The organism is Aquimarina algiphila, assembly GCF_007489275.1.
Lineage (GTDB): Bacteria > Bacteroidota > Bacteroidia > Flavobacteriales > Flavobacteriaceae > Aquimarina > Aquimarina algiphila.
In genome coordinates, this window is record NZ_VLNR01000039.1 from 42,358 (window position 1) to 62,906 (window position 20,549).

A 20,549-nucleotide genomic window follows, 5' to 3' on the forward strand; every position below is an offset into this window, starting at 1 on the left:
ATGAATATTGCGTGATAATTTTGATTTTATTTTAATTCTATATTTTTGGATACCAATCCAATTGTACTACTTCTATAGTTGAATCTTTGGCTATTAGTTCCTTGAATTTTTTTACATCACTTAATCCTTCTGTTCCTCTATAGTGATATGGATATACTTGTTTAGGTTTGAATTCGAGCACTGCATCAGCTGCACTTTCAACGGTCATTGTATATGGTAAATTCATGGATATAAAGGATATGTCTATATATTTTAAATTTCTCATCTCAGGAATATCCTCAGTATCTCCAGAGAAGTACAACCGTTTTTTTCCTAAGGTAATTACATATCCATTGCCTCTTCCTTTATTATGAAATTTTAAAGCTTCTTCTCGTAGGTTATACATGGGTATCGCTTCAATTGAAATTCCTTGTATTTCTTTTGTTTCTCCATTGTTAAGGATTATCAATTGATCGGTATATTGTGCAGGAAGTTTCTCTGCTACAGCTTGAGGTACTATGAGTTCTGCATTCGATAAATCCAAGCTGTCTAAAGTGTCAATATTCATATGATCTCCATGGATATCTGTAATAAGTACTAGGTTTGGAGTTTTTTTACCTTTAAAAGCTTTGGCGCCTCCTGTTGGATCGATATAAATTGTTTTTTCTTTCCATTCAAGAATAGCTGTCGCATGGATGATTGGATCAATAGTAATATCGCTTATTGGTTTTTTCGGAATCTCTTCAGGTATTTCAGTAACAGTTTCATTAGTAACTTCAATATCCTCTTTTTTTTGAGATTTACAGTTTAAAAATAGAAAACAAATAAACGTGATATAAAAGGGGGAAAGTTTCATGAGATGATGATTTTTGTGTTTTTTTAGATTTAAAAGATAAGAATAATGCTTGAGATATGGGAGATTTATAATGTTGTGTTGCTATTATAAAAATGATTCTCAAACTAGATTTAGTATAACAAGTTGTGATATTGGGAAATAAAAACTAGATATCTTTTAAATATGTGCTACGTTTTTGAGTTAACTATCTATCCATAATTTTATTGCCATTGCGATAACCATGATCACTAAGAAAACCTTTACTAAACCATCTCCTTTTTTAACTGACCACCTGCTTGCAATCCAACCTCCTGTAGCGTTACCAAAAGCAAGGATAATACCGTATAAATAATCGATCTGTTGATTGTAAATAAAAATAGCAAGCGCTCCTACTGTATAAATGAAAACAACTAATACTTTGACAGCATTGGATTTAACTAAACTTAAATAATTGATAGAGGTCAAGGCTAATAAGATAAATATTCCAACACCAGCTTGAATAAATCCTCCGTAAATTCCTATAAAGAAAAAGACAATAATAGATAGCCATAGGTATTTACCTTCTGTTCTTTCTGCCAGGTTTTTAAGATTAACTTTAGGTTTGAACACCATAAAAAAGACTACTATTACCATTACAATAGCTAGTATTTTATTGAAGCTGTCTCCTTTTATATCTACCGCTATCTGTGCTCCAATGATTGATCCAATCAAAGCAGATATACCAAGATAAACTCCAAAAACTGTAGGTTTGATTCCTTTGCTCTTAAAACCAGCCACTGAGGTAATACATTGAATAAAAATACCGATGCGGTTTGTACCATTGGCTACAGCAGGAGGGAGTCCCATAAAAATGAGCATAGGTAGCGTGAGTAATGAACCTCCTCCTGCTATGGTGTTAATAACTCCAGCTACAAATCCAATAACAGCAAGAAGGAGAAGAAGTAAAGTTTCGTTCATCTATTTTTATGAATATATAAGAAAATGTAAGATAGTTTATATTCAAAAATAGGGATAACTTCTCAAACTATTGTAGATTTACGGTATCAACTAAAATTTTAATAAAAAGTCAAAACACTACAAAAAATAATTCCGTTTCTTCTAATCTTTAAAAAAAAAGAATACAATAGTGCTATTCTTAAATCAGATATCTTAGCAGGTATTACAGTTGGAGTAATATTGATACCTCAAGCTATTGCATATGCATTATTAATGGGTGTCCCTGCTATTTATGGGCTATATGCTTGTTTGGTTCCATTACTGCTATATGCTTTCTTTGGGACGTCAAGACAATTAAGTATAGGCCCTGTAGCCGTTACTGCCATTTTGGTGATGAGCGGAGTTAGTCAGTTAGCTGACCCTTTTTCAGATAAATTTATTTCCTTAGTTCTGTTTACAGGTTTTCTCATTGGTGTGTTACAGATTATTATGAGTGTATTGAGAATGGGGTTTTTGGTGAATCTTATTTCTCAGCCGGTTATTTCTGGTTTTATCTCTGCTGCGGCCATAATTATAATTGTTTCTCAGTTAGAAGAAGGTTTAGGAATGACTATTCCAGATTATAAATATACACATCAGACTATTGGGTATGTCATAGGTCATTTTTCTAATGTAAATTGGATCACTTTAGCAATCTGTATTGGTTCGATTACCGTAATTGTAATACTGAAGAAGTGGAAGCGTTCTTTTCCAGGAGCACTTACGGTACTTGTTATTACAACCCTGTTAACCTATGTTTTCAATCTAAAAGAAAAAGGACTGGCGATTATTCAAGATGTCCCTAGTGGCTTACCATCTTTTAGTATTCCAGAGATGAATTATGATACTATGGTTACTTTAATCCCTACGGTGCTTACAGTTACTTTTATTGGATATGTTGGCAGTATTGGTATTGCTAAATCTATGGAGATGAAAAATAGGGATCATATTATACGCCCTAATCAGGAGCTATTGGCTTTAGGAATAGCAAAGGTAATTGGAGCATTCTTTCAGGCAGTTCCTTCATCGGGAAGTTATAGTAGAACGGCAATTAATGATGAAGCAGGAGCGAAGACTACGGTGTCCTCTATTATTGCCGCAATAATGGTTATACTTTCATTGTTGTTTCTTACTTCGTTTTTCTATTATATTCCAAAATCTACTCTTGCTGCAATTATTCTTGTATCTGTATTTGGGTTAATCAATTACAGTGAGGCTAAATATCTTTTTAGTTTAAGGAGACGAGACTTTATTGTAATGATTATAACTTTTTTAGGAACTTTAATTTTTGGGGTAGAGAATGGGATTTTTATTGGAGTGCTTCTGTCTTTTGTTTTCCTTCAATATTATAGTGCTCGTCCTCATATAGCAGAATTGGTAAATATTCCAGGGACTATGTATTATCGTAATATTAATAGATTTCCTGATGCTGTTCAGTCTAAGGAATATTTAATTATTAGATTTGATAATCAGTTGTATTTTGGGAACTCAGGATATTTCAAGGATACTATTTTTAAATATGTGTCACATCGTGATGTGCATCCAAAATTTTTAATCCTGGATAATACAAACATGCATGATATTGATAGTACAGGTTTACACGTTTTGGAGGATATTCATCAGTATTTGGAAGATCTTGATATACAACTATTAATGGTTGGAACGATTGGTCCAGTAAGAGATTTTCTAAAGAGGTCAGGATTTACTGATAAATTGGGGAAGGATTATTATTACCTTACAATCTCAAACGCTGTTGATTATGCCGAGAATAGAATGGAGCATGAAGATATTCATGAAGCTGCAGTACAATTTAATCAAAAACGAAGATCTTTTCTTGATTAGAAGTGTAAAGTGTTTTTTTAAGTCTAAATTTTATAAGTTAATTATCTTCGTATAAATGTAATTTTAGACCCATTCCATAATTAGTGTTGTTATTTTTGATAAGATTATTATTATTGCTATATTCTTTATCAAAACGTTGCCAGGCTCTATTTTTAAAGAATATTCTTCTTGTAAAAGTTTTGTAACCGCTAATCTTATCGGTAAAAGGGAGTAATGGCCTAAAAGTAGTAGAAACCTTTACAATGCCTTTTCTGGTTTCGATCTCGCTATATTTTTTTGTTTGTTGGAGCTTTCCTTTAGTATCAGCATAGCCAAGTACCTGTATAGATACAAAAAAGCCTTCTTTGGGTACGAAAACCCTATGTTCTGAAACGTTCAGTTCAAAATTAGATTTGTCTTTATCTGTAACCTTAAATATAATATCCTCATAGGATAATCTTTTCCCGGGAAAACCATTGTCATTTTCATAGAATTGCATCTTAAATAATGTAGAGAATGATCCAGTACTATTAGAATTTCTATTGGATGACTCTGTTTTAATCGGGAGGTATACAGAAGCAATTTTTGTAGATTTTTCTGAATTTCTAGGAAAGAAAACTGCAATTTCTGATTCTACAGTGGGGAGCCAACTTTTAAAATAGTCGTTATGTACTTCTGAAGCAATCTTCTTTGTTTTGTATTTTCTTTTCTTTTCTGCAGTAATATACACTTCTTTTAGTTCAGCTATATCTTCAACTAAGAGTATGTATTTATCTAAGGATGTGGTGGATATGGTTTTTTCTTTATGTCCTACTGCAGAAATGTATAAGGAGTCAATATCAGAATACCATTTTTTAGAAAACTGAAAGCGACCATCTGCATCTGCAAAAGTACCATTACCATTGCCAAAAGATATTGTGGCATAAGATATGGGGGTCTTTTGCACAGAATCCAGCACAGTATAGGTCTGAGAGCAGACTATTTGAGCTAAAAAAAGCAATAGTAGGGGGAATAGCTTTTTCATTGTGTGATTGGGGATTAAAAATCTAAAATAATAAAATATATTTATAATAAGCTATTATCATGCCAAAGAGTATAAATACAGGTTTAAGTTTTATTGTTTATTTTTTTAAACATAACTATCTATTTTTTAATAATTTAAATTCTTTTATTTAAACAATAGCTCCAATTTTTTTATCAAGACCACATCGCTCGATAAAACCATTAGTAAACACTTGCATTGCCTCTGGGCTTAATAATTCATTACGTGTGTCGATCCAGTGTTGTACTGTTGCAGATCCATACATATTTTGAATTCGTTGAAAGTTTAAATTAAAATTAATTTTCCCCCAGTGTAATGTGTATGGTATGTTTATAGCTTCTAATCGATTCCATACCTTTTCATAGAATTTACGAGTAACATCAGCATCTACTCCGTCTAATTCTAGTACACAGGTTTTTGTAAACTTTGTAAAGCCTAATAAGGCTTTTGTTCCTTTTACATAACGTAATGATATTCCTCCAGGAAAAGGATCTCCGTTTTCAATAATGTTAAGAATTTCTTCTACAACACGTACACTATCTTTAATGTCAATACCAAGAGCTGCACTCGCTACTTTACCTCTAAATTTTGTGTTACTAAACGTTTCTCCTATTGTGCCTTCTATTGGAGGGACTTCTTTGTATGCTAAAGGAAATAATATGTTTACCAGTTTGGGAACTAATAAAACTGATAATCCCCCAAGACTGTCCATTACTGTTTGTATAAGACCTAATAAATCATCACCATAGGTAAGTCCTTTGTCATCAGTAGTTCTTCTAATGTAATTCTCTCTATAGCTACGTTTGTATGATGCTTTTAAGAACACTCCTTTTTCTGTGTTATTAGGTTCAAAATCATAAGGATTGATAATTACTTCAAAATGATACAATTCTCGGTCTGGTGAGAATTGGGGAAAGGGGAGGGTGTTGTTTATTGATGAAAAGTCTAATGTTTTCATCGTGTTTTTTAAATTGTTATCATATGCTATTCCTTCTATTCGATGTTCTTCTAACAAGAACTTAGGTTCTGTTTCTATCATAATGCCATGTATAATTCCGAAACTACCAAAACTTACTAGTGCGGCGTTAAACATAGTGTCATCTCTAATCAGTTCTGCTCCTAACCAATTTATAAATTTATCTGATACAACAGGATTAGAATCGCGTTCTAACCACACATGTCTGTCTTTACTTACAATTAGGTGTATTCCTGTTACAAAATCCTGAATTGATCCAACATTAAAAGCGGCTCCGTGTGTTCCTGTGGATAGAGCTCCAGCTACAGTTTGTCCATTACTGGCACCGGATGCTTTTATAGATCGATTTGGTCGTTTTTCTTTTTCTAATTTTGAGTTAAGTTGAAGCATGGATACCCCGCATTGTGCAAAGAATAAATTATCCGCTGATCCTCCTTTATTTAAATATGTGTTGGAAATATTAGGTTTGCTGACAGAAAAATTGAGGCGTAATGATTTAGTGTCTAAAATGCCCCCTTCTGATACGGCAACTTTAGAAAATGACCATCCACTCCCCATTGCTCTTAATCGTGTATTGTTGTCGGTTGCATGTCCAATCAACCATTGTAAGTTTTTAGTGGTAGCGATATATCTATCAGTTCCTTTTGCAAGGGCGTTATCGTTACGAACCTTAAAAGAAGCATTTGGAGTGAGTTTTTGCGTGAAGTTTTGATGTTTATTTTCCCATTTCTGAATAGGAAGTATTTCAATGCCTTTTGGTAGTACCATGATACTGTTTTTTATATTTTTATGTGTATTTGATGCTTTTTACCTAAGTACAATTAGGTAAAGTAGGGTGTTGAGTGTTATAACTCCTCAATACCTGGATCTGGCGGAGCGCATTCCCATTCTATAGTTTGTGGTACTACAATCCCTAATGTGATGGCGGATAATAAGATGTGTCCTATGTTAGTGGAGTTAGTAGCTGAGCTCATTCGTTTAGTTTCGCAATCGGCGTCAATATCTTTGGGAGATACTAGTCCCCAGGCAAAACTCCATGTTGTTTTGGTGTTTTTTACTACAGAGTCGTTATCGTAGATACTTACAACTTTTGTTGTCATGCAACTTGAGCAGCAAAGTATTATTGCTAGCATAATGCAAGTGCTTTGTAATTGAATAGAATGTTTTATCATGCCTTTTAGTATTTAGGCAATCAGACGATATAGTGGGGTATACCGGTAAAATATTAAAATTAACGATATTTTAAACAATATAATAGGGGGATTTACCTGTTTTTTTGGTTAATAATAGTGTGTTTTGTTTTTGGATTTCAAAAGAATATTTATAACATATTTTAAAGTATATTTTTATATACTTTAAAATATGTTATAAATATCTAGGTATATAGTAGTGTACTTTATGTATATTTGTGTATATGTTGCTTTAAAAGTATATTAAGTTATACATAATAAATATAAAAAAGTATTTAAGGTATATTTTTATATACTTTAATTTAAAGTTAGGCTATGGATATAAATAATCTTTCAGACGAACAAATTTTAACTCAGTTAACCCAAAGGGTAAAACAGAGAAGACTTAATCTTAATATTACTCAAGAAGAGCTTTCAAAAAGAGCAGGAGTACATGTGCAAACGATTAAAAATTTTGAATCAGGTAAAACGACTACTTTGTTAACCTTTATACAAATATTAAGAGCGTTTGGTGATTTGGATGCATTACATACATTGTTCCCAGATCCAGGAATCAGTCCAATAGCATTATTAAAACTTAAAGGCAAAGAGCGGGAGCGAGCATCACGTAGTTCTAAAAATCAAAATGAAGATCCATCATGGTAGATGTTATTAAAATTACACTTTGGGGGGAAGAATTAGGAGCATTAAGTTGGGATAGTACTAAGAATTTTGCTTCTTTCGAATTCTTTTCTTCATTTTTAAATAAAAACCTGGATGTATCACCAATACATATGCCGATACGATCTTCTGCTAAGAAAATATATAGTTTTCCTAATTTAAATCAGGAAACGTATAAAGGATTACCAGGAATGTTATCAGATGTATTACCAGATGACTTTGGAAACCGCTTAATTGATCAATGGTTAATACTTAATAATATTCCTAAATCAGAATTTACACCGTTAGATCGACTGTGTTACATTGGTAAAAGAGGAATGGGAGCTTTAGAATTTCAGCCAGCAAAAAGTATTGGTCAGGCGCAAACAACAACACTAGAAGTTGATAAACTTACAGAATTAGCCGAAAAGGTGCTAAATACAAGAGAAAAATTAACACTTAACCTTTCTGAAACCGAACATCTTAATGAGTTAATCAAAGTTGGGACTTCTGCAGGAGGGCAAAGAGCAAAAGCCATAATTGCCTATAATCCAAAAACAAATGAAATACGTTCTGGACAAGCAAAAGCTCCTGATGGATTTGATCATTATATCTTCAAATTTGATGGAGTAAATGATGCTTCTCTTGGGGATCCTCAGGGATATGGTAGAATTGAGTATGCATATTATCTTATGGCGATCGATTGTGGAATCGATATGGAGCATTCCTTGCTCTTTGAAGAGCATGATAGAGCTCATTTTATGACGAAACGTTTTGATCGTCTTGATCATAATGAAAAAGTGCATATGCAGACATTATGCTCAATAGCACATTTTGATTATAAGTCTCCCGGAACCTATTCTTATGAAAATGCTTTTGAGGTGATGCGTCAATTGCGATTACCTCATACCGACGCCATTCAACTATATAAAAGAATGGTATTCAATATTATTTCTCGTAATCAGGATGATCATACTAAGAATATTTCTTTCTTGATGAATAAACAAGGGGAATGGAGGCTTTCTCCTGCATATGATATAACATATTCTTATAATCCTATGGGGATATGGACCAGTATGCATCAGATGTCAGCAAATGGTAAGCGAGATGATTTTACAATGAAAGATTTAACGTCAGTGGGGGATAAGATTAGTTATAAGAATCATAAAGATACCATACAAAGAGTGATTGAAGTATTATCAAATTGGGATTTTTATGCAAAAAAATCAGGGATTCCGCAATCTCAAGCAGATAAATTAAAGAAGGTATTTCGATTAAGGCTATAGTATGTATATTTGACGCCTCGATGAAAAAAGCTATATACTTCATGTTACTTAGTGCTGTATGTTTTACAGTAATGAATCTATTTATAAAGTATTTAGCACATTTTGGAGGGGGGCAATTAGTACTGTTTAGAGCTTTTGGATCATTGTTCTTTACAACAAGTTACTTGTTATGGCATAAGATCCCTATTTTGGGGAATCAAAAGAAATTATTGATATATAGAGGGTTAGCCGGAGTGACTTCTATGGGATTGTTTTTTATGTCTGTTAGTTATCTACCCATAGGTTCAGCAGTTTCGTTACGATATTTATCTCCTATTTTTGCTACTATTCTTGCTGTGTTTTTTCTAAAAGAGAAAGTAAAATCATTACAGTGGTTATTTTTTCTGATGGCGTTTATAGGAGTGTTAATGATAAAGGGGTTTGATCCTAATATCGATTCTTTAGGATTCTTATTGATCTTAGGATCTGCAGTTTTTAGTGGAGTAGTTTATGTACTGATTAATAAAATAGGTCAGGGAGATCATCCGGTAGTTATAGTGAATTACTTTATGTGGATCTCAATTATAGTAGGAGGTATCCTATCTATATTTAAATGGACAACACCAGTAGGTCTCGAATGGGTATTACTGCTTAGCCTTGGAGTGTTTGGATATTTTGGACAATTATTCATGACTAAAGCTTTCCAATCACAAGCAACCAATAGGGTAGTGTCCCTTAAATATGTAGAAGTTATTTTTACTATGATTGCGGGAGTATTCTGGTTTAGTGATGCGTATCCTCTATTTAGTATTGTTGGGACATTATTGGTGATTACCGGATTAATACTCAATATCTGTTATCGTAGGTAATTATAACAATACTATATATATTAAATTAGATAATTTCTCCTGATGATCATCAAGAGAAATCTTCTCTAAGATAAAACATTAATTTTCCTTTATCACTAAAACTTTTGATTGTAAGAATTTCTCCATTAATTTTATTATAAATTACTTCTACAAATAATAAGTCTACATAAAAAATGGAATAATAAAAATCACGATTTCTATCGTTTACACTAAAGAGGTGGATTCCTTTATCCCAAATATCTCTGTATTTGAGATCTAAGTGACGAGCATTGAATTGTTGCTCCATGGTAATTTTGCGCATAAGCTATCAATTTTATAAATTTAGGGTGATTTAAATTTACGGAAAAACCGTAATATATGCAAGTTTTTACCGGTAAAAACTTGAAAAACAGTAAAATGTAGTTAGAGTAATTGGTTAATTAGTGAGCTTTTAGTTTGTACTGTTGTCTTTGTATTATATTAATACAGGCAATATATCCTATTGGATAGTTGCAGATATTGTTTTTTTGGTATAGGAGTTATTATTTTAGAAAATTAAGGTTCGATCCTATTAATTTCTATAATGCGATGTGTCGCACTAGTATCTCCATATGAGTTCCCGTTAGTTGCAATAAAAACTCTTCCGGTTGGAGAGACCGCTATATCTCGTAAACGCCCAAACTCCCTGTTAAAAAATATCTCCTCTTGTGTAATAGAGGTTCCATCTCCATTTAATGTGAGTGCAATTATCCTTTGATCTTTTAAAACTGTCATTAAAAACTTATTGGTCCATTCAGGAATTCGATCACTTGTATAGAATATAAGATCAGAAGGTGCTATTGTTGGAGTCCAGTTAAAAATAGATTCTATTACTTCTGTCCCTGCTGCAAATGATTGTTCACTTGGAGTATCAATAACTCCTTTTACTTCTGGCCAACCATAATTTTTTCCTGATATAATTTGATTGATTTCATCATCAGAATTTGGGCCGTGCTCAGAACTGTATAAACCGCCATTAGGATGAAATGTAAGTCCTTGAGGGTTTCTATGCCCATAACTATATACATAACTCCCTGTAAAAGGATTATCTACAGGGATAGTGCCGTCCAGATTTAATCTTAAAATTTTACCTCCAAGAGAATTCATATTCTGAGAAAGATCTGTATTTCCAGCATCACCAGTAGTCATAAGAAGGTGTAAATCTGAAGTTATAAGTAAACGAGATCCGTTATGAATAGAATTTGCCGGAATTTGATCTAATAATATAGTCTCATCTGATAATGTATTATTATCAAATGTAAATCGAACCAATCGCTCTAATAATCCGCTGGAACCATTATAGGTGTATACTACATAAACATATGGATTGGTGTCAAAATTTGGATGATGAACCATACCTAGTAATCCACTTTCCTGAACTTGAGCTACATTGCTAATAATTAATACCTCTTGTTGTTCTCCTGTATCAGGATGTATTCTACTTATTTTACCATTTCGTTCTGTTACCCAAAGAAAATCATCTGGACCCCATACTAATTCCCAAGGAATACTTAACGTACTTATTAAGGTTGTAGTAGCCTCAGTAGGTTCTTCACCATCTGGATCAGGATCAGGGTTTGATGTGCTATTATCATCACTAGAACAGTAAAAAAATAGAGATGAAAATAGTGCAATACCAATAAATTTGAATATTGTTTTCATAGTATTTTTTTTAAGTAAGGAAGTACTATGTGTTAATAACCAATAGTTTTGGATTTTATTTTATACACTACGCAGTTTTAGTATAATTATTAAATTAAGTTTATACTTTCATTTCAAAAAGATTAATAGGTGCATTTTTATAATGTTCAGGTAATTCTTTTGTGTTTTTAAGTGTATTTGGTCCGAGAAAAGTAAAACCACATTTTGTATAATAAGATATCAATTTGTCATTATGACCAGCTGTATCCATTCGAATAAAAGATTTTCTGTGTTCTTTGGCATAAGCGCATGCCCAGCTAATAATGTTTTTAACAAAATGATATCCTCTAAAAGCTGGGTTTGTAGCAATACGATGAATGTATACTGATGGGTCTTCATTTCTTTCTTCCCAAATATAGGGGTCATCAAAAGTAGTCATCCAAATACAGGCAATTTGATTGTCGATTACGATTTTCCATTGTTGTTTTGCATCAATTTCTTTTTGAATCATTTCCTTTTCAAACTTTGGCCACGGGATAGCACCCATACGAATTTGATAAGAGGTGGCATAACCATATAATTTTAATATCACTGAGATATCATCTAAAGTAGAATTTTGGATATTCATTGTTGTTCTTATTTTTTGCTTAAAGCTAATCGAATTCCCAGGAAAATGAATAAGATACCAATAGATTTATCTAACCAGATCTGTATCTTGTTGTTGCTTTTTATTTTGTTAGCGAGTTTTACCGAAAATAAAGCTAATAGTAAACACCAGATTGTACCAGTAGCAACAAAAGTCAATCCCAAAATCAGAAAAGGTAAAGCATTTGTTGTATAGTTAGGATCGATGAATTGAGGTAAAAAAGCTAAAAAGAAAAGAGCAACTTTTGGATTTAGGAGATTTGTCATTACACCTGATAGGTATATTTTTAGATAGTTTTGTACTACCTTGTTTTTTTCTGTTATTGTCACCTTTTGTGAAGATTTAGATACTAATGATTTAATACCAAGATATAATAGATATGCAGCTCCCACATATTTGACAGTGTTAAAAGCAATTGCAGATTTTGCTAATACTAAAGATAATCCCAAAGCAGCAAAAATACAATGTAACAAAGCTCCAGAAGAAATCCCAAGTACAGATACAATTCCAGATTTTTTACCTTGTGATATACTACGGCCTAAAATGTACATGGTATCAGCGCCGGGAGTGAGATTAAGGAGTATTCCTGCTAAAATGAAAGTGCTAAAATTAAGAATGCCAAACATAATATTTAAATAGTTATGATTAATACATCAAAATTATAGTTTACTAAATAAATTATAAAGTTGAATCAATGGTATATATTTGTTTTTTCCACGATATATAGGGATTTAATAAGCATAAACTATTGATTATGGTAAAAGACGATTTAGATTGGAAAATTTTGGAATTATTACAAGAAAATGCACGTATGTCTTTTGCTCAAATAGGAAGAGTAGTTGGGCTTTCTCCTTCAGCTATTGCAGAACGAGTACAACGCATGGAGGAAACAGAAGTAATTACTGGTTACACCGCGCAGGTAGCTCCTGATAAATTAGGATGGTCCTTATCTGTAATTATTATGATGAGTGTAAATAGAATTAATTTTGAATCTTTTACCAATGACCTTAGTCATGAGTATCCTGAAATGGTAGAATGTACTAGAGTCACCGGTAAAGATTGTTTGATTATGAAATTTCATGTAAAGAATAGTAATCATCTGGAAGAAGTTGTTAATCGCTTGTCAAGACATGGTGATCCGACAACCCTGTTAATCCTTAATGAACTATTAAAAAATGAACCAATAAGAAGGAGTATAAATTAGTTACTCCTTCTTCTTTCTTCATCATTTCCAAAATTACGTTGCTTGTTTTTGATTTTAGAATTTCCAAAACTATAGGAGATTGATATTCTTGCAAAACGAGTGCTGTAATTTTGAGCATAAACAGTTTCTACATTATTTACTATAGAAGTTAGTTTTCCATCATTTGCTTTATCAAAAATGTCATTTAATGCTAAAGATAACTGTAACTTATCTTTAAACATGCTGTGCTTTATAGCCAAATCAAAACTATAGGATTCACTAATATCAAACAGGACAAACTTACTCGGTGACCTATACCAAAAATTAGCTTGTAACTTTGTGTTTTTACTTAGTGAAAATGTGTTATTTGTTGCAAAATATAACTGAGTACCATTTTGTGGTACACCTACTACATTGTCATCAACAACTGTTTTACTTCCTAATAGATATATTTGATTTTGACTTTTCCACCAGGAAAGTGTATCAAATGAATATATTTCTCCAATTCCCCAATTATAATTCGTATAATAATTTTCTCTAATAATCGATTGAACTTCGGTTTCTTCATCTGCACTAAATATGGTTCCGAAACCATCAGATCTAATATTAAGAAATGCGTTTGTAGTTAATTTACCTTTATAGGTATGATTAAATTCAAAATTATCAGTAAATGAAGGTTGTAAGAACGGATTCCCTTCAGAGAAGGCATTACTATTGATGTAGATTCTAAATGGATTCAGATTTCTGAAACTAGGACGATTAATTCGTTTTCCATAATTAAAAGAAAATGTATGATTATCATTTTTTTGATACGATATATAAGCAGTAGGGAATAATTTTAAATATTGATTGGTGTTTTTTTGATTTAAAGTTTTAGAAAACCCTTCTGTATCTGTATTTTCTAATCTTAAGCCAGCCTGAAACTCCCAATGATCACCTATCTTTTTTGATCCGTTTATATATGCTGCCTGTATCTTTTCTGTATATTCAAACTCATTAGATGAATTTGGATTAAACAAAGGAGCTGCAGATTGTATTGTAAGGTTTTGTAGATCATTTATTGTTTTTATAAAGCTAATTTTACCACCATAATTAATATTGATATTTGAAAAAGGATGCTCTACATCTACTTTAAAACTAACATTATCTATACGTTGATTTCCCAAATTTTGTGATTGTAGATTGATTCCGATAAAATCACCGTTTGGAGAAAAACTATTTACCAAATCATTTTGTTTTAATTTATTATCATAGTCAAAGTAGTCAAGGTCAAAAGATATTTTTCTATCCAAAGTGTCTAATTTGGTAGTCATGTGTACATTATAAAGATGACTATTTATACTTCTACCAGAAAAGCTATTATTAATGAGTGTAGAGTCTATTTGGTTAGTTGCATTGAAGATTTGAGTATTGGCTAATATGTCATAATCTGGAGTGCTATAGTTTCCAAGATATTGTGCTCCAATAGTTGTTTTTTCTGTGATGTCATAATCTATCGATAAACGGCCAGAAATATTATCTCTACGGGCTTTTACATTTGCATCTGATAACCATTGCCCATCTGGATATAATACGTCTATTTCTTCATCTTCTCTTCTGTTTCCAAGAGTTCCATTAGTACTTAATGAGAATCGCAATCGGTTTTTATTATAAAAAAAGTTGTTGCGTAGGGTGGTAAATTGATACTTATTCTGATTATAAGCTAGAGAAGTATTATTTTTCCATGAATTACGAGCTCCTCTTTTATATACAATGTTAATAAGTCCACCATTTCCGGCAGCTTCATATTGAGCGGGTGGATTGGTAATAATTTCTATTTTCTTGATATCATCTGCAGCTATAGAAGCCAAGAAATCTACTAATTCTTCTCCTGATAGTTGCAAAAGTCTACCATCAATCATTACTCGGGATTCACCTCTTCCTATCATAGTAATAGCATTGTTTTGTAATGCGATACCAGGAGCTACTCTTAGTGCATCCATAGCATCTCCGCCACTAGCGGCAATACTATTTTCAACATTAAAAATTAGACGATCTGGTTTGCGTTCAATAACCTTTTTTGTAGTTTTTATAACTACTTCGTCCAAACTGGTTGTACTATCAGTAAGGGTTATGGTTCCTAAATTAATGGTATCAAAGAGTTCTATATCCTGATTCATATCAACATATCCTATAAAACTTATGATTAGCTTGTAATTTCCTTTTTTTGCTGTTATACTAAAGTTACCGTCCTCATCGGTAATGCCCCCATTGACTATATTGCCATCTTCCTGAGTTAAAATTACATTAGCAAATGGTATGGGTTCTTTTTCATTCATTACTTTTCCTGTTATATCGTATTGAGAAAAGCTTAGTATTGGAATTAAAAAGAAGAATAAAATAAAGAATGGTCTCATTATAGTTTTATGTTTTTAGATTATGATGAGACAAATATCATTTTTGGATATTGGGTATGCGACCGATTAAAATAATCGAACCATTTTTATAGTAAAAAATGAGTTCGACTTTTTACAAACAAACGTTCGACTTTTTGTAATTACTTGATTGTGAGTTGTTATTGCAGAGTTTAGTAGGGGAGGGTAGTATGTTTTTAAAATTTAGTATTAAAGAAGATTTAGAATTAAAACCTATTTAAAACAATATAGTAAGCTCTAAAAAAATAAAAGGCTACCCGTTAAAGTAGCCTTTTGAAAGAATTTTTGAATTTTTTATTGAACTGCAAATTTAAAGATTGCCGAGCTAGATTCATTTCCAGCCTCATCTCGAGTAATAATTCTCCAGAAATATAGTTTGTTTGAAGCAACTGTAACATCTTTGGTGGTTATAGTGTTATCTATCGTTGTTTCAATTTTAGTTGCAGGAGGATTATCCTCTCCAAAATAAACATCATATTCTCTAATATCATTGTCATCGTCTTTACCTGTCCAGTCTAATGTTACTGATGTAGTTGCAGCTAAAGCAGCGTTTTGTTTTGGGTTATTTGCTGTTGCAGGGTTAGGCGCAAAAGATATTTCAGCGATTCCAGCTGCAGTAAATGTTTGCTCATTGGATTCTGCGGTTTCTGTTGTTCCACTTTTAGAAGCAACCACTTGCCAGTTGTATTTTGCTCCGGGGATTATCCCATCAATATCCAAAACTACATCAGTGGTTGTTGCAGTAATACTTTCATTTCGTACTGTATTATCCGCTTCATTTGTAAGTGAAATCTCATATATGTTATCTACAACACCTGTCCAACGGAAACTTATGGTATACGTTCTATTGGCCTCTCCAGGATTTCCTGTTAAGTTTTTGGCTTCTGTACATAATGAATTATTTTCAGGAAAGACTAAACTAGCTGCTGTAGGTGGTGAAACGACAACAGGTGGTTCGGGTTGAGGAGCAGGATTGTCATCAGAACTACAAGCAACTAATACTATACTGGAAAATATATATATAAATATCTTTTTCATTATTTAATAATTTTAAACGTTGATGATAAATCCGTAGCATTCACACTTACAAAATATATACCAGAGGCTAAATCCTGTACATTTACTTGATAAATACCGCTTGCGGAAACAGAAGATTGTGAGATCAATAATTTTCCGGAAATATCAAATATTTTAATATTTGTATTATCAGTAGTATTTGTTTTTATTGTAAGATTGTCTTGTACGGGGTTTGGATATGCGATAACGCTATTTCCAATTATAATTTTTTGGGTGAATTTACCCTGACATTCTTTTTTACCAACGACCTCTATAGTATTAGTACCATTTTCTAAAGGTAATGTTAGCTTATTTTCTTCAGTTGTGAACGTATTACCATTAAGGTTAATTTTATAGGTATCACTTCCCGAAAGTTCTAAAACTACTAGTTTATCAGATTCCAAAACTTTTGTTTTTGTTTCTAATTTTTCCGGTTCAGATATAACCAGATCAAAATTAAGTATGTCTTGAGAATTATTATCTGTGATGACAAGATTATAACTGCCTGCATCTAAGTTTTCAATTGCAGTTTCCCCTGTGAAATTTACTTTAGATGAACCATTGAGTTGGTAGGAATAATCTCCGATTGTTTGAGTAGAAATTTCGATCCTTCCATTATTTTCAGAAGCACAGGACTCTCCAATATTCTTAACTGTAAAATCAGCCAAAGTAAATTCTGCATAAGTGACAGTAACTGTAGCGGTATCACTTAGACCTGTTCCTGTTTCTGTGACCTTGTAGGTAATAGCAGGAGGATTTACAGAAAATGTTGAATTTGGAATAAATAATATACCTCCTGATGATGGATCGTATCGCCAATCCCCCAAAAAGCCAGCACTTAACGTATTTTCAATAGCTACTGTGTTGGGATCCAAATCTACGGTAACATTGTTAGATGCCAGAGTAGCTCCACTACTATCGGTATCATTATCTAAAATGTTAACGAACACATTACCAGGATTATTATTAGTACTCTGATCGTTACCTGCTATTGGAGGTCCGATTACTTTAAGTTTTAGTTGAGGAGATGGACCGCCAAAAAATTGAGGGTCATCTCCCGGTGAGTTAATAAAAATCAGCATTTCGTATTCTCCAATAGGTAAAGGACCACTTAGATTTACATTAAGAGTACCTGTAGTTGTGATAACAGCACCAGGACGAATAGAAGCAAAACCACCAGTTACGCCTGTTGATCCTGTTCTAAGATTTAGATCAACAGATTGGGTTGATTTAAGTGTTGCATAATTTACATCAATAGAAAAAGAAGTTTGAGTATCTCCTATAGTTAAAGCAATATTATTGGACTCAGGAGTGTCATATCGAACAAAAGCTTCATTAGTTGTAAATTCAAAAGAATCAATGGTAAACAAATCAATACCCGTAGCACCGCTATATTCAAAACGAAGTCTATTCAAACGAGGTTTACTAATTGTAATAGTACTCTGAAAATCCTGAAAAGTAGAAAGACCTCCCGTATCGGTTATGTTAATTGTAGCAAGTTGATCTGTACCATTAAATATTGTAACCACACCACCACCACCGGACGGGGTACTAGCTCTTACTGAAATATCAAAACTACCAGGAATTATAACATTTGTATTATATGTAGAAGAATCTCCATCATTGATAGCATCAATTACGTTTCCATTTATATTGACTCCATTACTATCTGTATATTCTTCGGCTTGTATAATTCCAGGAATTTCAGCTGCTATACAAAGGTTTTCTACATCATCAATACATTGATCATTATTATTGTCAACAAAACCATTTACAGGACCACAACTTTGTATAGTGACAGCAGGATTTCCTAAACCATCGCCATCTTCGTCTGCATAAAGGGTTGTAGGAGTACAAGCCGCTTCGTCTGTTTCTAATGATAGGATAACCGAAGCAATTCTTCCTCCCGCTTTTGCATACGTAACCGTAACTGTATTTGTACCATTGTTAATTATAGAATGGGGGACATCTAACTCGATAACCCCAAAAAAGTCGATACGCCCGGTTTGATCATAACCTTTCCAGTTCGAAGGAATGGGTAGTGATGTTCCATTAAAAGTAACTTGACTTGGTAATCGATCTAAATTAGTTGGTGTTGTACTACCAACACCTGTAGTTAATGGAATACCCACACCAAGACGTAGGGTTGCATTACCCGAAGCGCCTTTAACAATATTCTCTAAGGTAAAAGTCTTTGCTTGATTAGCAGTTATGACCACTGTTGGTGCTTTATCCATAGAAGCTTGATTAGAAGTAGCATAGTATTTTTTCCTTACAATACTACTTGTAAATTGTACCGGTGAATCGTAGATAATCTTAAACATTCGGGTTTCTCCCACTCTTAGTGTAACATTAGAAGGTATAGAATTACTATTTGTGCCTGATTCGTAAATAGGTGTGTTTTGGCCATCTATAACCAAGAAAGAAGTGTTTACGTTGAGAACTGTACCTGGGTTACCAAGAAAATCTAAATTTACCGTTTTTTCATTACTATCCAGGTTATTCAAGATCACATATGCCTTATTCCCATCAACAAATGCTTGAACCTGAACATCAAGGTTATCACTTGTGATTTTTGCTCGATCTCCTTTAAGATCTTTCCAAAATTTAAAGAAATTTTCTTTAAATGTTAATACAAATTCATTATTTCTACGCAAACCGGTTTGTGGATCTGGAGTATCTAGTAATTCTGTAGGACGTAAATAAGCTGGTGTATATGGTCTTACCGTTCCATCCCCACCGTCTTGCATAAAATCTTGATACCAAAAATCTGCTCTACCAGTTATAAAAGGGATACAGATTTCGATATTATCCTGTCTTTCAAAAAAATTAAACAACATACTATTTAAGCCATTTATAGTAATTGCAGAAGCTGATTCGTTATAAAAGCCTGGAGCAGGACCCGGAGGAAATCCTCGTTCGATAACACCAAACTCTGTTATGGCTAGTTTTTTTGGAGCACCCAAAGTCTCATTTGTATATGCTTCTAACAAATCTAGTATGGCTTCAGAATTACTTCCTGATCTTCCATTGGATTGTCCAATTTGATTAACTCCATCATAAGGATGGACAGAAAGTGCGTCTATTTCTGATCCAGCTACATCTATAAAAAGTTTCATATGATTTTGCCAGGTTTCAGAAAAATCTCTCCTTGCATAAGACGGAAAAGCACTAGAGAATCCTATTACTTTCATTTTAGCTAACTCGGGCGTATCATGAATACCTTTGGCCATATCACGAAACCATTCACTCATTTTTCTTACTACAGCTTGACCTGTAGGTGCGCTTGGTCCAATAAAATTGTTAGCTTTAATAAAAGGCTCATTAAACGGCTCCCAATATTCTGGTCTGTTTTGATTATCGACTTCATCAACAAAATATCTTGCTGCAGATAAGGCTCCGGTAACCGGGTCTGAGTCCGCTTTCCAGGAATTTTTTGGATTACTAGTCGCTATAAACCTTCTAACGGGTCTTACGATACCATCAGAAGTAGGAGGGGTATTTGGATAATTTCCTACAGGATTTACAAAACTTCGATCAGAATGAGGATCAAAAAAACGACGACCGAATCCAAAATTATTATTTCTTAGAAAATTAGGAAAAGTAGGCTCTTCACTTGCATTGTGGAGATTAAAATATTTAGATCGATCAAGATTTGATTCTTCGCCTAAAAAACGTTGCTTTTCCAGATCTATTGAAACGTTAACTGTTTGAGAAAAAAGATTAAGTGTATTTAGTATGAAGATGAATATTAAGATTTTTTTGCAAAAATTATTCATACATTTTGTTTTTAAGTTTGTGAATATTACTAACAATTTTACCAAATAATTAATATAACAAATACAACAAATCAACAAATACCTGCCTCATATTGGATAATTCGGTTTGATTTGTGCCACTGATTTCGGAGCTATAGTGCCAGTAATTTCAGTTCAAACTGTGCCACTTTTTACAGTTCGAATTGTGCCAATGTAAATTGAGTCGAGTTAATTTCGGTTCT

General features: G+C 32.8%; 17 protein-coding genes. 5 read left to right on the top strand and 12 right to left on the bottom strand.

Going from position 1 to position 20,549, the window contains the following annotated elements; genetic code table 11:
* Positions 1 to 37 precede the first annotated feature (37 nt).
* Together FOF46_RS17755 and FOF46_RS17760 are read right to left on the bottom strand one after the other, a co-directional pair.
* Entirely contained in the window at positions 38 to 835 is a 798-nt protein-coding gene (locus FOF46_RS17755) for an MBL fold metallo-hydrolase (RefSeq protein ID WP_143917386.1), read from the bottom strand.
* Positions 836 to 1,015: 180 nt separating this feature from the next.
* Positions 1,016 to 1,771, bottom strand: a complete 756-nt coding sequence (locus FOF46_RS17760) for a sulfite exporter TauE/SafE family protein (RefSeq protein ID WP_143917387.1) — start codon at positions 1,769 to 1,771, stop codon at positions 1,016 to 1,018.
* Positions 1,772 to 1,915: 144 nt separating this feature from the next.
* On the opposite strand from FOF46_RS17760, the gene FOF46_RS17765 reads away from it, so the two are divergent.
* The gene (locus tag FOF46_RS17765) at positions 1,916 to 3,631 is read left to right on the top strand and encodes a SulP family inorganic anion transporter (protein WP_262713259.1); all 1,716 of its coding nucleotides are present in this window, start codon (positions 1,916 to 1,918) and stop codon (positions 3,629 to 3,631) included.
* Between the two features lie 37 nt (positions 3,632 to 3,668).
* Here the strand turns inward: FOF46_RS17765 and FOF46_RS17770 are convergent, their stop codons facing one another.
* The 3 genes from FOF46_RS17770 to FOF46_RS17780 form a co-directional block, all read right to left on the bottom strand.
* Positions 3,669 to 4,634, bottom strand: coding sequence for a carboxypeptidase-like regulatory domain-containing protein (locus tag FOF46_RS17770; RefSeq protein ID WP_143917389.1), 966 nt, complete (start codon positions 4,632 to 4,634; stop codon positions 3,669 to 3,671).
* A 148-nt stretch (positions 4,635 to 4,782) separates the two neighbouring features.
* Positions 4,783 to 6,396: an FAD-binding protein gene (locus FOF46_RS17775; RefSeq protein WP_143917390.1), complete on the bottom strand. Its 1,614-nt coding sequence runs from the start codon at positions 6,394 to 6,396 to the stop codon at positions 4,783 to 4,785.
* 77 nt (positions 6,397 to 6,473) lie between these two features.
* Positions 6,474 to 6,761, bottom strand: coding sequence for a hypothetical protein (locus FOF46_RS17780; protein ID WP_143917391.1), 288 nt, complete (start codon positions 6,759 to 6,761; stop codon positions 6,474 to 6,476).
* 372 nt (positions 6,762 to 7,133) lie between these two features.
* Here FOF46_RS17780 and FOF46_RS17785 point away from each other — a divergent pair, with 372 nt between their 5' ends.
* The 3 genes from FOF46_RS17785 to FOF46_RS17795 are packed head-to-tail and all read left to right on the top strand — an operon-like array spanning position 7,134 to position 9,591.
* Positions 7,134 to 7,463 (top strand): helix-turn-helix transcriptional regulator, encoded by a 330-nt coding sequence (locus tag FOF46_RS17785; RefSeq protein ID WP_109434939.1) that lies wholly within the window; start codon positions 7,134 to 7,136, stop codon positions 7,461 to 7,463.
* A complete protein-coding gene (locus FOF46_RS17790) occupies positions 7,457 to 8,743 on the top strand; it encodes a type II toxin-antitoxin system HipA family toxin (protein ID WP_143917392.1) in 1,287 nt (428 codons plus the stop codon). The genes FOF46_RS17785 and FOF46_RS17790 overlap by 7 nt, the downstream gene beginning before the upstream one ends.
* A gap of 20 nt (positions 8,744 to 8,763) precedes the next feature.
* Complete coding sequence (locus FOF46_RS17795) at positions 8,764 to 9,591, top strand: DMT family transporter (RefSeq protein ID WP_244299647.1); 828 nt, start codon at positions 8,764 to 8,766, stop codon at positions 9,589 to 9,591.
* A 49-nt stretch (positions 9,592 to 9,640) separates the two neighbouring features.
* Here FOF46_RS17795 and FOF46_RS17800 read toward each other — a convergent pair whose 3' ends face one another.
* From FOF46_RS17800 to FOF46_RS17815, 4 genes are all read right to left on the bottom strand, one after another.
* Positions 9,641 to 9,892, bottom strand: a complete 252-nt coding sequence (locus FOF46_RS17800) for a hypothetical protein (protein ID WP_143917393.1) — start codon at positions 9,890 to 9,892, stop codon at positions 9,641 to 9,643.
* 233 nt (positions 9,893 to 10,125) lie between these two features.
* Positions 10,126 to 11,271, bottom strand: a complete 1,146-nt coding sequence (locus tag FOF46_RS17805) for a PQQ-dependent sugar dehydrogenase (protein WP_143917394.1) — start codon at positions 11,269 to 11,271, stop codon at positions 10,126 to 10,128.
* A 100-nt stretch (positions 11,272 to 11,371) separates the two neighbouring features.
* Positions 11,372 to 11,878, bottom strand: coding sequence for a GNAT family N-acetyltransferase (locus tag FOF46_RS17810; RefSeq protein ID WP_143917395.1), 507 nt, complete (start codon positions 11,876 to 11,878; stop codon positions 11,372 to 11,374).
* An 8-nt stretch (positions 11,879 to 11,886) separates the two neighbouring features.
* Positions 11,887 to 12,522 carry a LysE family translocator gene (locus tag FOF46_RS17815; RefSeq protein WP_143917396.1) on the bottom strand — a complete coding sequence of 212 codons (636 nt, stop codon included), beginning with the start codon at positions 12,520 to 12,522 and terminating at the stop codon, positions 11,887 to 11,889.
* A 128-nt stretch (positions 12,523 to 12,650) separates the two neighbouring features.
* Here FOF46_RS17815 and FOF46_RS17820 point away from each other — a divergent pair, with 128 nt between their 5' ends.
* Positions 12,651 to 13,100, top strand: a complete 450-nt coding sequence (locus FOF46_RS17820) for an Lrp/AsnC family transcriptional regulator (RefSeq protein WP_143917397.1) — start codon at positions 12,651 to 12,653, stop codon at positions 13,098 to 13,100.
* On the opposite strand, the gene FOF46_RS17825 is transcribed toward FOF46_RS17820, so the two are convergent.
* From FOF46_RS17825 to FOF46_RS17835, 3 genes are all read right to left on the bottom strand, one after another.
* On the bottom strand, positions 13,097 to 15,475 hold the full coding sequence (locus FOF46_RS17825) for a TonB-dependent receptor domain-containing protein (RefSeq protein WP_143917398.1): 2,379 nt from the start codon (positions 15,473 to 15,475) through the stop codon (positions 13,097 to 13,099). The genes FOF46_RS17820 and FOF46_RS17825 overlap by 4 nt on opposite strands.
* A 312-nt stretch (positions 15,476 to 15,787) precedes the next feature.
* Complete coding sequence (locus FOF46_RS17830; protein WP_109434948.1) at positions 15,788 to 16,531, bottom strand: hypothetical protein; 744 nt, start codon at positions 16,529 to 16,531, stop codon at positions 15,788 to 15,790.
* A complete protein-coding gene (locus FOF46_RS17835; protein ID WP_143917399.1) occupies positions 16,531 to 20,328 on the bottom strand; it encodes a T9SS type A sorting domain-containing protein in 3,798 nt (1,265 codons plus the stop codon). Before FOF46_RS17835 ends, FOF46_RS17830 begins: the two co-directional genes overlap by 1 nt.
* Positions 20,329 to 20,549 lie beyond the last annotated feature (221 nt).